General features: G+C 31.3%; 16 protein-coding genes (1 of these 16 only partly in view). 5 read left to right on the forward strand and 11 right to left on the reverse strand.

All coding sequences use genetic code 11. The features are described from left to right. The 3 genes from ACE94K_RS12815 to ACE94K_RS12825 all read right to left on the reverse strand — a co-directional run. On the reverse strand, positions 1 to 1,919 hold the 5' portion of the coding sequence (locus ACE94K_RS12815; protein WP_378172765.1) for a DNA polymerase III subunit alpha. The gene continues 1,057 nt to the left of window position 1, outside the view; only the first 1,919 of its 2,976 coding nucleotides appear in the window; its start codon is at positions 1,917 to 1,919; its stop codon lies beyond the left edge, outside the window. A gap of 169 nt (positions 1,920 to 2,088) precedes the next feature. Continuing rightward, complete coding sequence (dinB, locus tag ACE94K_RS12820; RefSeq protein ID WP_378172767.1) at positions 2,089 to 3,300, reverse strand: DNA polymerase IV; 1,212 nt, start codon at positions 3,298 to 3,300, stop codon at positions 2,089 to 2,091. Positions 3,301 to 3,463: 163 nt separating this feature from the next. Continuing rightward, the gene (locus ACE94K_RS12825; RefSeq protein ID WP_378172770.1) at positions 3,464 to 4,279 is read right to left on the reverse strand and encodes a hypothetical protein; all 816 of its coding nucleotides are present in this window, start codon (positions 4,277 to 4,279) and stop codon (positions 3,464 to 3,466) included. Between the two features lie 288 nt (positions 4,280 to 4,567). On the opposite strand from ACE94K_RS12825, the gene ACE94K_RS12830 reads away from it, so the two are divergent. Next, the gene (locus ACE94K_RS12830; protein WP_378172773.1) at positions 4,568 to 5,077 is read left to right on the forward strand and encodes a DinB family protein; all 510 of its coding nucleotides are present in this window, start codon (positions 4,568 to 4,570) and stop codon (positions 5,075 to 5,077) included. Between the two features lie 177 nt (positions 5,078 to 5,254). Here the strand turns inward: ACE94K_RS12830 and ACE94K_RS12835 are convergent, their stop codons facing one another. After that, positions 5,255 to 5,653, reverse strand: coding sequence for a hypothetical protein (locus tag ACE94K_RS12835; RefSeq protein ID WP_378172776.1), 399 nt, complete (start codon positions 5,651 to 5,653; stop codon positions 5,255 to 5,257). A gap of 283 nt (positions 5,654 to 5,936) precedes the next feature. Between ACE94K_RS12835 and ACE94K_RS12840 the strand changes: the two genes are divergently transcribed. The 3 genes from ACE94K_RS12840 to ACE94K_RS12850 all read left to right on the forward strand — a co-directional run bounded on the left by ACE94K_RS12840 (position 5,937) and on the right by ACE94K_RS12850 (position 9,428). Further along, positions 5,937 to 6,371 carry an RrF2 family transcriptional regulator gene (locus ACE94K_RS12840; RefSeq protein WP_378172778.1) on the forward strand — a complete coding sequence of 145 codons (435 nt, stop codon included), beginning with the start codon at positions 5,937 to 5,939 and terminating at the stop codon, positions 6,369 to 6,371. Positions 6,372 to 6,475: 104 nt separating this feature from the next. Then, positions 6,476 to 8,698: an ATP-binding protein gene (locus tag ACE94K_RS12845; RefSeq protein WP_378172781.1), complete on the forward strand. Its 2,223-nt coding sequence runs from the start codon at positions 6,476 to 6,478 to the stop codon at positions 8,696 to 8,698. Positions 8,699 to 8,714: 16 nt separating this feature from the next. Then, positions 8,715 to 9,428: a LytR/AlgR family response regulator transcription factor gene (locus ACE94K_RS12850; protein WP_378172784.1), complete on the forward strand. Its 714-nt coding sequence runs from the start codon at positions 8,715 to 8,717 to the stop codon at positions 9,426 to 9,428. Positions 9,429 to 9,450: 22 nt separating this feature from the next. On the opposite strand, the gene ACE94K_RS12855 is transcribed toward ACE94K_RS12850, so the two are convergent. The 5 genes from ACE94K_RS12855 to ACE94K_RS12875 all read right to left on the reverse strand — a co-directional run bounded on the left by ACE94K_RS12855 (position 9,451) and on the right by ACE94K_RS12875 (position 12,324). Beyond that, complete coding sequence (locus ACE94K_RS12855) at positions 9,451 to 9,672, reverse strand: hypothetical protein (protein ID WP_378172787.1); 222 nt, start codon at positions 9,670 to 9,672, stop codon at positions 9,451 to 9,453. 45 nt (positions 9,673 to 9,717) lie between these two features. Next, positions 9,718 to 9,903: a hypothetical protein gene (locus ACE94K_RS12860; RefSeq protein ID WP_378172789.1), complete on the reverse strand. Its 186-nt coding sequence runs from the start codon at positions 9,901 to 9,903 to the stop codon at positions 9,718 to 9,720. A gap of 109 nt (positions 9,904 to 10,012) precedes the next feature. Further along, positions 10,013 to 10,222 (reverse strand): hypothetical protein, encoded by a 210-nt coding sequence (locus ACE94K_RS12865; protein WP_378172793.1) that lies wholly within the window; start codon positions 10,220 to 10,222, stop codon positions 10,013 to 10,015. Positions 10,223 to 10,303: 81 nt separating this feature from the next. Then, positions 10,304 to 10,531 carry a hypothetical protein gene (locus tag ACE94K_RS12870; RefSeq protein ID WP_378172796.1) on the reverse strand — a complete coding sequence of 76 codons (228 nt, stop codon included), beginning with the start codon at positions 10,529 to 10,531 and terminating at the stop codon, positions 10,304 to 10,306. 119 nt (positions 10,532 to 10,650) lie between these two features. After that, positions 10,651 to 12,324, reverse strand: coding sequence for a helix-turn-helix domain-containing protein (locus tag ACE94K_RS12875; RefSeq protein WP_378172799.1), 1,674 nt, complete (start codon positions 12,322 to 12,324; stop codon positions 10,651 to 10,653). Positions 12,325 to 12,536: 212 nt separating this feature from the next. Here ACE94K_RS12875 and ACE94K_RS12880 point away from each other — a divergent pair, with 212 nt between their 5' ends. Further along, the gene (locus tag ACE94K_RS12880; RefSeq protein WP_378172801.1) at positions 12,537 to 13,139 is read left to right on the forward strand and encodes a LytR/AlgR family response regulator transcription factor; all 603 of its coding nucleotides are present in this window, start codon (positions 12,537 to 12,539) and stop codon (positions 13,137 to 13,139) included. 86 nt (positions 13,140 to 13,225) lie between these two features. Here ACE94K_RS12880 and ACE94K_RS12885 read toward each other — a convergent pair whose 3' ends face one another. Both ACE94K_RS12885 and ACE94K_RS12890 read right to left on the reverse strand, forming a co-directional pair. After that, a complete protein-coding gene (locus ACE94K_RS12885; RefSeq protein ID WP_378172804.1) occupies positions 13,226 to 14,260 on the reverse strand; it encodes a hypothetical protein in 1,035 nt (344 codons plus the stop codon). An 81-nt stretch (positions 14,261 to 14,341) separates the two neighbouring features. Next, entirely contained in the window at positions 14,342 to 14,914 is a 573-nt protein-coding gene (locus tag ACE94K_RS12890; RefSeq protein WP_378172807.1) for a conjugal transfer protein TraO, read from the reverse strand. Between the last annotated feature and the right edge of the window lie 104 nt (positions 14,915 to 15,018).

The following is a 15,018-nucleotide window of genomic DNA, read 5'->3' on the forward strand; positions in this document are numbered from 1 at the left end:
TTTCCACTCATTCCTCTACGCAACACATCAGCTTCATCAAGGGTAAGTTTAGCAAATAAATGGGCAACTTTGATCACGTCTTCCTGATATACCATAATACCGTAGGTTTCATTCATCAATTCTTGCATAATGGGATGAGAATTCTTCTTTCGTTTAGGATCATGAACTCTCAAAATATACTCGCGCATCATTCCGCTTTTGGCGACACCTGGTCTTATGATTGAGCTTGCAGCAACTAATCCAAGGTAATTATCAGTTTTAAGTTTGCTTAACAACATACGCATAGCAGGTGATTCTACATAAAAACAGGCAAGACATTTAGCTTCTTTTATTAATCTATTGATATTAGGATCTTTTTTAAACTTCTTTATATCATGAATATCAAAATTGGCTTTTTCCGGTTGATTATACTGGATAATACTAATTGCTTCCTTAATTTTTGCTAAACCACGTTGACCTAAAATATCAAACTTATATAGGCCTAAATCTTCTGCAATAATCATGTCAAATTGCACAGTAGGAAACCCTTTGGGAGGTAAGTTGGTAGCTGAATAATAATGCAATGATTTTTCGCTGATTACTATTCCACTAGAGTGAACACTAATGTAGTTGGGTATTCCTTGAATTAGTTGACTGTAGATGATGACCAGTTTATGTAGATGATCTAAGGAATTGTAATCATAGTTACCTTCACTTAGTTTATCAATTTCGAATTTTGGCAATCCGAACACTTTACCTAATTCTCTTACAGCACCTTTATAATGAAAAGTAACATAAGCGCCCATTAATGCTACATTATTAAATTCTTCAAAAATAAAGCGTGTTATGTCTTGCCGATCTCTCCAAGAGAAATCAATATCAAAGTCGGGAGGACTGGTACGATGAGAGTTTATAAACCTTTCGAAATATAGATCTAACTCAATAGGATCTACATCAGTGATGCGTAAAATGTAGGCTACAATACTATTGGCTCCGCTACCCCGACCAACATAATAATATCCTTTTTCTTGAGCATATGAAATGATTCTCCAGTTAATCAAAAAATAAGAAACAAAATTCATCTTGATAATTAATGCAAGTTCTTTTTCTAGTCTATCATATACTTTTTTATCTGGATTTTTATAACGATAAGGAAGTCCTTGTTTGCACAATTTTTTAAGAAATTTGTTATCTTCTTCAATACTTCCTGTGTATGTTTTTTGATTCAGAGAAGGTTTGTTTTTCGAAAAATCAAAATTGATAGTACACTCATTGATAATGTCTTCAGTGTTTTTAATGATGAAATCAAACTCACTGAATTCATTTTTAATTTCGTTATTAGGAATCATTTTTTCTGAAAAACATGCTTGTTGATTCTCAAGTAAGTGACTTAGTAAAGTATTATTATCGATAGCCCGTAACAAGCGATGTGCATTAAAATCTTTTTTAGTCCTGAATGTTACAGGTTGAAGAATAACTAGTTTTTTTTCTATATATTTTAATATAGAAAGCCTTAATTGTGGAATATCTTTTATAGAAATGCCAATATATTCGTGTTCTAAGAATTTAGTTTTCTCTAATGCTATAACTTGCTTAAAAGGATAAATAATATATGCATTATGAAATGAAGGTGCTATTTCTGGTAAATTAAGTTTTTTATGTAAATGATATGATAAAAAATCATTTAGCTCTTTAAATCCTTCATTGTTTTTAGCTAATCCTACATATAAAGGCTGGTGATTATTCCTAAAATCTATACCTACAATCGGTTTGATTTTATAATCTTTTGCTTTCCTGATAAAGTTTGGACAAGCTGATGTATTGTTGATATCGGTTAGTGCCAGACTATCAATCTGATTTTTCTTTGCTAATTCTAAAAGATCTATTTCTGAGAACGTTCCAAATCTCAAACTATAATATGAATGGCAGTTTAAATACATTTAATTGATAGTGATAGTTTTGGGTTTTATATATTTTACTGAATACTGAATATTCTTTCGCATCAGGGATAGAAACGACATCCTTTTTTATGTACCCTAAGCGTAGAGGAAGGGTGCATAAAAAAGATATAGTGTATAGCCCGCTCGGATGCCATGATTCATAATAATATTATTGTTTTCTATGTGCCAATACAACAGGAGGTTGTCCGTTAAAAGGATTTTGCATTCTACCAATAGTTTTGGATCCCATTGCAACGGCTCTGATTACACTTCGATCTCCATAACGGTCCCGAATATGATCTAAGGCTTTATAGAGATTGAGTTGTTTTTCATTATCTTCAAAAAGATTGATCTGATAGTTTCCGTTTACCAGATGACTAAACCTGATACCGATTAATCGTACCAGTAATCTTTTTTGATATAATTTTTCGAAAAGCTCTAGGATTTTGGGTATAAGAATATGATCTGCGCAGGTATAGGGTATTTTGAGTTGTTTAGTATAGGTATTGAAGTCTGAATATCGCACTTTTACAGCGATACAGGCTGTAAGTTTGTTTCCTCTGCGTAATTGATATGATAGATTTTCTGTCATAGCAACTAATATGTTACGCAGTCTATAAATATCTATAGTATCTATGTCAAATGTTCTTTCTGTAGAAATAGATTTACGCTCAGAAAACGCGATCACGGGTGTGTTGTCGATTCCATTTGCTCTTTTCCAAATGGTGAGTCCGTTAACACCCAGTACACCTTTCATCACATCAACAGGCATTTCTTGTATAGTTTTTACTTGTCGCACTCCCAAATTACGTAGCGTTTGAAAAGTTTTATTACCAACCATTGGTATTTTTTTGATGGATAATGGAGCCAGGAATGGTTTTTCTGTACCAAAATCAATTTTCATTTGATTATTAGGTTTTGCTTCATTTGTAGCTACTTTAGAGACCACTTTATTTTGTGAGAGTCCGAACGAAATAGGAAGTCCTGTTTCTGAGATTACTTTTTCGCGTAGTTCTTTTGCATATTGGTAAGATCCAAAAAATTTGTCCATTCCTGAGAGATCGGCGTAGAATTCATCAATACTGGATTTTTCGAAGACAGGAACTTTTTCTTTAATGATTTCTGTTACCAGATCAGAGTATTTGCTATAGGTTCCGGCATTACCCTTTATAATAGTAGCTTCTGGGCACAGTTCTTTAGCTATTTTCATAGACATACCAGAATGTACTCCAAATGTTCTAGTTTCATAACTACACGCAGCTACAACACCACGATCACTCGTGCCACCTACTAATAAAGGTTTGTTTTGTAATGAACTATCTATAAGACGTTCTACGGATACATAGAATGTATCTAAATCAAGATGTAATATGGTTCTCAATTTTTCATGTTTTGGAATTATTCCAAATTTATGGAATAATTCCAAAACATGAAATGGTTTTACCGTACTATTTATTCACAATGAACAAAAAAAACGGCATCTTATATAAGATGCCGTTTCTGAAAAATTTTATTTTGGGGCTACAAAATAAAATTCAATTATATTAATTTTCTGTGTATCCAGCGAATTGTTGCATAGCACTTTTAGTAAGCTCTTTAGCTCTGTTCACGTAGAAGCTTTTTGTATCGTTTAATGTTTCATTTTGTAAGTCATTCTCGCTTCTTACATAATCTTTTTGAGATTCAAATATTGATTCATCATCAAAAGCTATACTCAATTCCTGAAGTGCACTTTCTAACTTTTGCAATGCTTGCTCTGCTTTTACTTTTACCTGTGCTTGTTCTTTTAACTCTGCTGCTCGTTGTGCTTCAAACTCGGCTTGAGCTTTTTGTTGTTCAGCAATTTGTTGTTGTAACTTTTTTTGTTCGATTTCTAATTGACGTTTTTGCTCTTCTAATTCTCTTTGTTTTTGAGCTACTTCTTCAGAAGCAATTGCAATTTCTTCTTCTTTAGCACTAGCTACATCGCCTACATAAGAGTTATTGCTACCATTAGTAGCTTGACAATCTGTCAATTGCTTTAATAGTTTAGGACCAAGTTCTTTAGCTTGTTTTGCATAATATCTACTACGCTCATAAGTATCTTGATCTAATGAGCTCACCATATTTGTTTTAGCCTCGTAGGCTGTTTCATTTGCTTCTTTACAACCACATTCATCGGTAAGATTTTCGACTTTTTCAAAAGCTTCTATAGCTTTATCAGCATATTCTTGAGTATGAAACACATTATTTGCTCCGTGTGCTTTTTTAGAATGTGAATACGCATAACTTGCTGCTGTTAGTGCATCTTCATAAATATTCTGGGCATTAGCCTGTAAAACAAGACAAAATAAAAATAAGATTGGTGCAATTCTTTTCATTTTTATGGGGCTTTTTAATGAACAGTACAAGTATACAATATTTTCTGAGTAACATCCAAAAATAATTGTCATTAATCGATGAAATACGCATTTTATCTTAATTTTTATGGCTAACCCATAAATAAAGTGATAGATATCCTACTGTTATGTATGGTCATTCATCATAATGATTTATCGATAACGAGGTTCCAAGTTTAGTATTGTATCCTTATATATGTAAAAAATAAATTTAACGTTTTACCAAAGTTGTTATGTAAGTTTATTATGTATATTACGTCCATATTATCTATGAAAGAACTCATTATATCCTCAATTAACCATAACCTTAATAGCGCTATTGCTTTATTAGACGCTATAGATTCTAAAACTTACAGTGACGATTCTATTGGACCATACTACTCAAGTATTGGATCACATATTAGGCATACCTTGGATTTTTTTGATTGTATTATAAATGGTATCGATACTAATGATATTGATCTTACTACTCGAAAAAGAGATGAGATTTTATCAACTAATAAGGAAGCTGCAAAAAGTTATATACATTCACTTCAGGAGACATTAGTTTCTTACATAGATGCAAATACAGATTATCTGATCCATGTAACTGATAATATGGGACAAGGAAAAGTTACTGTAAATTATACGCTGGAAAGCATTCTCGCACACGCCAATAGTCATGCTATACATCATTACGCAACCATAGGATATATACTAAATCAATTGGGGGTTGACTTGAAAATTCCTGGTTTTGGCTATAATCCTACCACTCCTGTTAATAAGCGAGAAGGAATCTAAGTTCAGAAAGTTTAATTCCAAACACTTACATTCCACAAAGAGAAAAATTTGAAAACGTATTGATTTACATTAAAAGTATTTATTTGATAAATATTAATATAATTATATTGAGACTGTTTATCAATGGACTTGTATAGGATTATTTTTATCTAAAATAGTTTTACTACTTATATAGGATTAGTTTCCATCTTCGGTACTAAATGTGAAAATCGGATCTAAAGAAGCTACTGTAAGACCAATCTCATTAATGGTAACATTAGGAGAAGTCCTTAGGTTATTGAAATTGACACCATCAGAATCTGATATAAAAGTAATATCAGTATATGTTGGTAAATCTGCTATGCTAAAGCTCACAGAATACGTTCCACATGCTGTTCTCGTTATAGTCGCTGTTCCTTCTTCAGGTTCTCCTATAATTAAGCCGGTAAATGTTCCATTATATGTTTTCACCGCTGACGCAGGAAGCTCTACCGTTCCTATTGGACAAGAAGGGCCATCATCATCATTACCACATGAAGTAAATAATAGTGTGGAGATAGTAAAAATGAAGACAGTTAATACGTTTACTTTTTTCATTGCTTCGAATTTTTAAAAATTACTTTTGATTTGTTCTATTTTCGAGAAAGATATATTGATCTATGTTATATAAAATGAATTAGAGGAGTTTTGGTATGAATATGAGGATGAATGAGTCGATAATGAGGATAGATCTTTAGAAAAGTACTGATGTATACTGCTTTTTGTATAGCGTGCTCTAATTTTTGTACTGTATTAAGGTACCTACGTATGTTTTATCTAGGATAATTTTATCCGAATTAAATTTTATGTATATATTTGAGTATATTTAATTAAAAAGGATATGTTTTCTAAAGCTTGTGAATATGGGATTAAAGCATCTATTTATATAGCACAACAATCATTACGGAATAAATGTACTAATCTAAAAGCGGTAGCTCATGAAATTAATTCTCCAGAAGCTTTTACTGCTAAAATACTTCAGAAATTGGTGAGAAATCAGGTTTTAGATTCTATAAAGGGAGCCAAAGGAGGGTTTCTGATTGAAGCATCAAAAATAAACCAGATCAAGTTAGAAAACATTGTCTACGCAATTGACGGTAATTCTCTTTATCGTGGTTGTGGGTTAGGACTAAAAGAATGTAATGCTCATAAACCTTGTCCGATACACGATAAAATAGTACTCGTTAGAAAAGAGTTGAAAAAGATGATTTCTGATACCAGTCTATATGAATTGGCTAACGGCTTAGAAGTAGGAATGACATATTTGAATCGATGATAACGTATATTTTTCATAATTAAAAGAGTTCTTAGTTTTTTGATACACTTAATAAAAAGAAGTAGTAAGAACATAAGAAAGAATAAAAAATTAAATAACCAACCATGACCACACAAAAACTATTATTATTTATTTTTCTGGTTACTCTGACTAGTCAATCACAAACTAAAAATGATTATTGCGATAAAATAGATAAACAGCTAGATACTATTCAAAATTTAGATCGTAAAATTATATTTCTAAAAAAAGCATTTACAAAAGCTGATATGGTATGTAAGACGGATATCTTAATAGCTATGGGTTTTATCTATGGAACTGAACAAAAAACAGACTCGGCTCTTTATTATTATGATAAAGCTATACTATTAGTTAAGAATATAAAAAATAATGATTTAAAATCCAATGAATTACTAGCTGACGCGTATTCTAAAAAGGCAAAAACATTATCGGAAATAAAAAAGAATGATGAAGCTGAAAAACTTCTTAAAAAAGCTAGAAAGTTATTAGCTAATTACCCAGAAAATCCAGGTTGGCACGCATATTATGAAACTTATGCTACATTATCTGATAATAATGCAACTTATGAAAAAGCTTTAAAGTATATAGATTCTACAGTCATATTTTCTAAAAGAACTAATGATACGGCTGCTCTTCCTAATAATTATCATAACAAAGGAGTATATTTATTAAGGCTTTCACGACATAAAGAATCTTCAGAGAATTTATTATTGGCATTAGAAATCAAGGAAAAACAAAAACATCCTAGTCAATTAGCTGCAACTTATTTTGTTTTAGGAGTAGCTTATATCCGATGGGATCAGCCACAGATAGGTATCAAATACTTAAAAAAGGCTATATCTAGGGCTAGAAAAGAAGGGAATGAATACACTAGATTATTGAGTTATTCTCAAATAGCGCATGCCTATAGGGAATTAAAGGATAATGAGAAATCTCTTAAGTTTACGGATTCTGCTCAGGTTTTAGCACTGAAACTCAATGATAAATCCCAGTTGGCCCAAGCTTATGTTGAAAAAGGATGGCTTTATCTAAGAAGTTTCAAGAATTATGATCAAGCAGAAATCTTTTTTTTAAAAGCTTATGAAGAAGCAAAATTGGGGAATAATGATATTACATTATATCCTTCCGTTAGAGGAATAATAGAATCCTATCTTCATAAAGGACAATATAAAAAAGCAAAAAAGTACTTTACACCTTATGAAGCAGTAACAAAGAGATTAGGAGGTTTGCGGTATTTACAAGAATTCAATAAAAAGTATAGTGAGTATTATGAGAAATCAGGTCAAATGGATTCTGCAATGAAGTACCTTAAAAAATATTTTATAATCAAAGATTCAATAGCTAGTACCAAAGTAAAAACCCAAGTTGCTGATCTTGAAAAGAAATATGATACTAAAAAGAAAGAATTAGAAATCGTATCATTAAATAAAGAGAAGGACAAACAACAACAAATAGCAAAACAAGCCAAAGCGCAACAAAATTTATATTTGTTAGCGGCTGTGATTTTGCTATTCCTTTTAGGAATTGGAGCCTGGGCTTTTAAAAAGTTAAGAAAACAACAAAAAGAGTTAGCATCGACCAATCAAGTTAAAAATCGTCTTTTTTCTATCATTGCCCACGATCTAAGAGGAATGATCATTCCGTTTCAGCGATCCGGTAAAATATTGAAGTATCATATCGATAAGGGTAACCATGAAAAGACATTAGAACTATCTAATGCATTAGAACAAAACTCTGAAAGTCTTTCCAGTATGCTGGATAATTTATTGAATTGGTCCTTAGAACAAATGAATGGTTATAAAATGAACCCACAAACTATATCAATAAGTAAACAGTTGAACGAAATAATAGAAGGATATCAACAGCAAGCTTCCTTTAAAAATACTAAGATTGATTTAAAGTATGAGGAAGATTTACAAGTTGAGTTTGATAAGGGAGCGTTTCATGTTATTTTTAGAAACTTGATAGGTAATGCTTTAAAATATACAGAAGAAGGAAGTATTTGCATAGAATTCACTAGTAAAAATGATATGTTTTTATGTTCGGTAACCGATACCGGAGTTGGAATGTCTCAGGATCAGCTTGAGTATCTTTTTACTTTAGAAGAAAAAAAATCTACTATTGGTACACAAGGAGAAAAAGGAACAGGACTGGGGCTTAACCTGGTGTATCGATTCATAAAAATGCATAAAGGAACGATCCATGTTTCTTCAGAAAAAAGAATTGGCACACGTTTTGACTTAAGCATCCCCATAACTATATCGCTTACAAAAGAAGAAGGGGCAATTTCTAAATCTTTGTCAGAGTAAATAAAACATACAGATCATGAATATTTTTGTAGTAGAAGATGACTTATTTCATTTAGAAGATATTAAAATTACCATAGAAGAATTGGGATATTCTTGTATTGGGGACTCAGCTGACCCGCTTGAAGCTCAAAAACAAATCGGGGTGTTAAAACCGGATGCAGTTATCTTGGATATTCATCTGAACGGTAAAGAATCTGGTATCGAACTAGGGGATAGAATTAAGAATTTATACGAAATACCTGTTTTTTTTACTACTTCTGATAGCAACAAGGATACCATAAATAGAGCGGCAGATATTAACCCGGCTGCCTATTTAACCAAACCAATTAGTAAAGATGATTTACAGGCGGCATTGATTTTGGCAAGTAAACAGGAAATAGGTTCTATAGTTGCTAACACTAACGAATCGGGGGATATATTTGTAAAAAGTGGTAACAAATTGGTGAAAGTCAACATGGACACTATTCTTTTTGCACATACAGATTCAAAAAACTATTGTTCCATCGTAACATCGGATAATAAAAAATTATCTGTAAGATATTCTATTTTAAAACTTGGTGAAAAACTTATGGGTTTAGATTTTGTTCAAACGCACCGATCCTATATTATTAATTGGAATAAAATAGATTCACTACACGAATATGACCAAGTTATCGAAATACAAGGGCATCATATCCCTATTGGTCGTACTTTTAAAGATAGTGTTTATAAACGTCTAAAGATGATCTAATCATTGACTTGTTATTTTATAATTACGCTAAACAAAAAGCAGTACCACTCACAGGAACTGTTTTGGTTGAAACACCACAATCAAATGAAGTTTCACATAATTGTTGATCAGTTAAACAAACATCTCCATCTTTACTTATTTGTGTCGTTGTATCTTCTAATCCTCCTTTAATTATATCAAGATGGATTAATCGAGCAACCTTGATCTTATCCAGACTTAATTTTTTTCTTTGAGTATTTTTCATTCTTTTCATTTTTTATTTCATAAATCCTCGTGATAATAAATTTGTCTAAATACTTGTGATACAAGCAGCAGTATGGCCTACAGCAACTGTTTTGGTGGAAATACTTTGTTCACACAACAATGGATGTGTTTCACATATTTCAGGTCTTGTATCCAATTGATCTCCAGTAGTTCCTATTCCTCCTACAATACTCTCTGGGTTTTGCAGTTTCGCAATTCTGATTTTATTCAAGCTTAATTTTTTTTTCCTTTTACTATTCATGTTATAATGATTTATCAACAAAACTTGATGGATTATGAACAAACTATTTTAATTAATATATCGTGATACGCACTTAATATTATAGATCATTTGGATCAACACTTCCGGTTCCAATAGGAGTGGTTTTTGTTGAAGTAGTACAATGATTAATTATACTTTCTTGGTTGAAAATTGAAGTATTAATTGGATCCTCCTCTATTATTATAATCGATCCCCCTCTGATTGCTCTAATGTTATTTAGTTTTGCAATGCTGATTTTATTCAAGCTTAGTTTTTTTGTGTTTTTCATAGTATGAAGAAATTTTCTCAGAATTTAACTATTTCCAAGTAAGCTTAGTAACCAAATTTTATACAAGACTTATACTAATAATTAAAGATCTCTTGTATCAACCCCGGTACCTGTAGTTCCAATCGGTAAAGTTTTTGTAGATGTAGTAGGTATAGCAGTGGGATTTATTGTACAATTACTAACCAAATTGGTTTCGGTATCAATGTACACTACAGTTGCACCATAGAGCCCTCCAGAAATTTCCTTCATATTATTTAACCTTGCAATTTTAATTTTATCTAGACTTAATTTTTGCCCCCTCTTTTTCATCGAATTGTTATTTTGAATTTTAACTATGTCGAAAATACAACTTTACTATTATCCTTATGCGATAAGTTGCTTTAAATTTATAAATTTAAGGAAGTAAATTGGTTTTAATAATTTGGTTTTTAGTTATTTATGTGTTTTATAAAATAAGAAGGATAAATCCCGGTTTTTTTATGAAAAGCAGAAGAAAATGATTGTGCATTTTTAAAACCTACTTCCTCTGCGATGGCTTGTATCGTATAGGATCGTAGGGATTTATTAGTACTGAGCTGATCTACTGCAAAGTCAATTCTTAAGTTATTTAAATAATTAGCAAAATTTACGTTTTTGTATACATTAATAATTTTGGATAAATAAGCACTATTCGTATTCAATTCTTTTGCCAAAGAGTTTAGGGTATAATGTTTCTTTGCAAATTGATTTTTGTTTTCAAATTCTTGAAGTTTTTGTAAGACGCTTTCTATAACCTCTTCAGGAATATCAACATCTTCTTTTTTTGCTAGAGTATTATCAACCGTTTTTATCTGGTCAGGTTCCTTTGTTTTAGGTCTCTTTTGTTGTTCCAGCAGTTTTTGGAATCGTATTTTATTTAAGTAATTTTTTCTTAAACTATAAACCACAACTAAAACTAGAATAACAGATAATATTATTAAAAAGTTAATGGTATTATCCTTTAAAAAAGTATCTTTTTCAAATTGTTTTAAAAGCCTTTCTTTTTCAGATTTTAGTTCTGCTGCATCGTATTTTTTAGTAATATTTCTGGTTAAGTATACTTGATTTGCGTGTCTAATGCTATCAAGTTCTAATTGAGTATTGATATACTCTAATTGCAACTCGTAATTGTTTTGTGATTTTGCGTAGGCTCTCAGATAATCATATACATTGATAATTTCAGGAATTACATCTTTTGTTTTCCTCAGAATAGTATCCGTTTTTTGGAAGTGGTATAGACTTTTTTCTTGGTCTCCGAGTACTTTGTAACTGCGCCCAATATAATAATCACAGGTAGCTAATCTGGTTTCTAAAGAATCAAATTGTTGTATCAACCTTTTTCCTTTTTGCAGGCTATCAATTGCTTTTTGATAGTTCTTTAATAAATATTGGTGTATTCCGGAGGTGACTAGAATATAGGAATAGATAGTAGAATCACGCGTTTTTAAGGTTGCTGTAATCCCTTTATCGATGGTTATTTCAGCCTGCTCTATATTTTTGGTATGAATATAAGAGTCTGCGAGTGCAAATAACCCTGGATTATAATTATACCTATTAATAAAAGTTGGGTTTTCTTCTAAAAATTTAACATACTCAGCAAAAATAGTTTGTGCCCCTTCGTGATCACCTGACATATTTTTTAGTAATCCAATATTAAATTTAGCAGAAAGATGAAGTCTATCATTTCCATTCTTTTTTGCAGCTTCTGAGGCTTTTACATAAAATCCTAGAGCTTCTGTATAGTCTCCTTTCTCAAAATTAATATTACCTTTTTCTAAATATCCGCCTGAAGGGTATCTAAAGTAATTTTTGTTTTGGGTAAAAGCAATAATACTATCCGAGTAAGCATTTTTTTTTGTCGGTTCTAAGTTAGATAATATGAAATACGCATTAGCAATATTCAATGTGTCGGATTTACGAATAGCAAGGTCTAGCTGATTTTGTATCGTCTTTATTCTTAAAGAGTCTACTTTTTCTTTTTTTGCTAATGTTATGAGCTTATCATAATTGTCCTGCGCAATCACGGATTGATTTGAAAACAGCAGAGAGATCAGAGAAATTATGAATAGATATTTCATAGTCATTAGCAGGGAACTTTTTAGATTATGTGCTTTAAAGTACCTCATTATACGAATGTAAAGATTTAAAGGATATTTAGAGAAATAATCTGTATAAATTCTAAGGGTTGAAATTTATAAATTTCAACCCTTAATTTATAAATATAACGAATAACACTTTGTATTATAGGTATAATGTGAATTAGCTTTGAGTAGATGAACATCAAAAAAAGCTATATATGAAGACACATAATATCGAACTAGATCGTGCATATTTAGAAGAAATGAAGATAGATCTTAATGATGTCAAGAATACATCTTTGAGTAATTTGGGTAATTCTCTCAAAGTCCAAAAACAAGTAATCAGGCATACATCAGACGGGATTATTATTGGATTTTATATTCGATCCAAGCAAGCCGGTTTAGGGTTGACTAAGAAAGTTAATTCGTTATATAAGAACCCATTACAGTTCCCGGCGTTTCAGGAAGAAGATTTTAGTCAGAGAGAAGATAATCAACCGTCACATTTATTTGTAAAATGCGGTAATAAGCTTATTAAGGTGGCGATGGATACTATCATCTTTGCTCACACAGATTCAAAAAATTATTGTTCGATTGTAACAGACGATGGCAAAAAACTATCAGTTCGCCATTCTATAACCAGTTTACTAAAAGCATTAAATTGTCATCTTTTTATTCAGACACATCGATCTTATATTATCAATTGGCATAAAATAGAGTTGTTTTATGAACAGGATCAAACCATAATGATTCAGGAACATCATATACCCATTGGAAGAACGTATAAGGAAGAACTTTATAAAAAAATACGGGTAATTTGAGTAAAAACAAAGATTCATCAAACACTTTTGTCGGTTTGATGAATCTTTCTAACACACAAAAACATAAAATTATTGATTAGTACGAACTAATTCTTTTTTCCATCAAATGATACTCGAAGAACTTGTCCGTCTATTTCCAGATCATCAAATGTCATATCAACTTCTATAGCAGACGAATATTCACCTTCAATTATAACAGAGGTATACTCATCGAAGTCATTTTTTCTTCCAAATTGTACATCGTGAATAGATGGTATTCCATTGCTGAAATCCAAACGGTATGTCTTACATCCGGTTTTTACAATAGTACATATTCCTTTTCTGGTTTCAATTCCAAAGGTTTTGAGTTTTCCTCTGTAGATCCCAACAATTTTTGAAGGGAGATTACTGATTTCTGAAGAATTACAATGTAATAGTACTCCATAGCTATGATCGTGATTTAGAATGCAACTTCCTGTAGGATGATCAGTATATGAAGCAGTAGAAACCTGAATTGTACCGGTTCCTAAAGTTATATTTCCGTTGGATATATCAATACCGGTATTTCCTGTATTTAGAGATAAATCTCCATTATTATTCACTATTTCTGAGTTTTCCGTATTAAGACTGGTTTCGTCATTTTCGATATGAACATTTGTATTCCCTGTGCCTAAGTTTATACTATTTCTAGTGATAACATTGGTGTTTTTATCTTCTGTTTCTTTATCATATGAGTCTGAGATACTTCCAGAAAATGCGATAGCTCCTGTAGTAGTAGACCCTATTACAAGGTCTCCTTCTTCATCAAGTGTAATAGCTAAAGTTATACCTTTATAAATAGCTGCAGCCGTATAGGTGTCATCATTTTTAAAAAACTTGATATCCGAAATAGTAGGAATACCATCACTGAAGTAAAAAGCATAGGTTCTATATCCTTTATTTTTTATGATACATTTTCCTTCAGTATTTACCTTTGTCCTGGCACCGGCCGCAGAAAGTACTCCGGTATACTCAGTTATCAACTGTTGCGGTAATTTCGTACTTGTCTGTGCAAATAGCGTTACTGTTATACTTCCTAATAAAAGAAATACTATAATTAGAATCGTTTTTTTAAGTAATTTGATGCGATGTAATGTTTCCATAGTTTGAAATTTAATTTTAGATGTAATCTAAAGTACAGGCATAAACGGCTTTTTAAATAAGTGATTAGAAGTGATATGATGTTATTTTATGATTAATTTGACCCCTAAACCTGCATATGGAGTAAACTCACCAATGTCACTATTGATATGATAGACTTCATTTAATTTGATATTTATTGCGACGATTGGAGAAATAAAAATATCAGCGTCAATACCTGCATATGCACCGTAAATTGTATTCTTGGTTTTTAGATTTAGGATTTGATTGCCTCCAATACTCTTATTACCATCATTAATTGTTTCATAACCAATTGTTCCACCAGCACCTAAAGACAAAGCAAAGGTTCTGGAATTGTTACGTAAAATATCAAAGAAAAAGCCAACATTAAATGAGTAGGTGTTTACGGGAATATCTATATTATTTTGTTCCAGAGTAGCAAAACTACTTTGTATATTAAACTGAAGGTAATCAAACTCATTTACTTTATAATCTCCTGTTACCACACCACTAAAACCATCTTGAACTATACCTCCGGTAAGAGACAAAGCAATTTTATGACTTTGACCTAATAAAGAATTACAGCATAAAAATAGGACAATTAATACCAGTCCTCTATAAAGTGATTTCTTTTTTGTCTCTATCAAACGGATCATTAGTTATGGCTTTACATTAAATTTTATTTCCAGAATTCTTAAGAATTCACAATAACGAATTAACCATTTTTTATAGAGTTAAATACTGGTTTGGGGATTTTGGT

The sequence above is a fragment of the Aquimarina besae genome, assembly GCF_042434905.1.
Taxonomy (GTDB): domain Bacteria; phylum Bacteroidota; class Bacteroidia; order Flavobacteriales; family Flavobacteriaceae; genus Aquimarina.

Excerpts from the sequence above, each read along its gene's own strand:
- ACE94K_RS12825 (WP_378172770.1), bottom strand. The coding sequence starts at position 4,279 with ATGAAAAGAATTGCACCAATCTTATTTTTATTTTGTCTTGTTTTACAG.
- ACE94K_RS12830 (WP_378172773.1), top strand. The coding sequence starts at position 4,568 with ATGAAAGAACTCATTATATCCTCAATTAACCATAACCTTAATAGCGCT.
- ACE94K_RS12835 (WP_378172776.1), bottom strand. The coding sequence starts at position 5,653 with ATGAAAAAAGTAAACGTATTAACTGTCTTCATTTTTACTATCTCCACA.
- ACE94K_RS12840 (WP_378172778.1), top strand. The coding sequence starts at position 5,937 with ATGTTTTCTAAAGCTTGTGAATATGGGATTAAAGCATCTATTTATATA.
- ACE94K_RS12845 (WP_378172781.1), top strand. The coding sequence starts at position 6,476 with ATGACCACACAAAAACTATTATTATTTATTTTTCTGGTTACTCTGACT.
- ACE94K_RS12850 (WP_378172784.1), top strand. The coding sequence starts at position 8,715 with ATGAATATTTTTGTAGTAGAAGATGACTTATTTCATTTAGAAGATATT.
- ACE94K_RS12855 (WP_378172787.1), bottom strand. The coding sequence starts at position 9,672 with ATGAAAAATACTCAAAGAAAAAAATTAAGTCTGGATAAGATCAAGGTT.
- ACE94K_RS12865 (WP_378172793.1), bottom strand. The coding sequence starts at position 10,222 with ATGAAAAACACAAAAAAACTAAGCTTGAATAAAATCAGCATTGCAAAA.
- ACE94K_RS12870 (WP_378172796.1), bottom strand. The coding sequence starts at position 10,531 with ATGAAAAAGAGGGGGCAAAAATTAAGTCTAGATAAAATTAAAATTGCA.
- ACE94K_RS12875 (WP_378172799.1), bottom strand. The coding sequence starts at position 12,324 with ATGACTATGAAATATCTATTCATAATTTCTCTGATCTCTCTGCTGTTT.
- ACE94K_RS12880 (WP_378172801.1), top strand. The coding sequence starts at position 12,537 with ATGAAGACACATAATATCGAACTAGATCGTGCATATTTAGAAGAAATG.
- ACE94K_RS12885 (WP_378172804.1), bottom strand. The coding sequence starts at position 14,260 with ATGGAAACATTACATCGCATCAAATTACTTAAAAAAACGATTCTAATT.
- ACE94K_RS12890 (WP_378172807.1), bottom strand. The coding sequence starts at position 14,914 with ATGATCCGTTTGATAGAGACAAAAAAGAAATCACTTTATAGAGGACTG.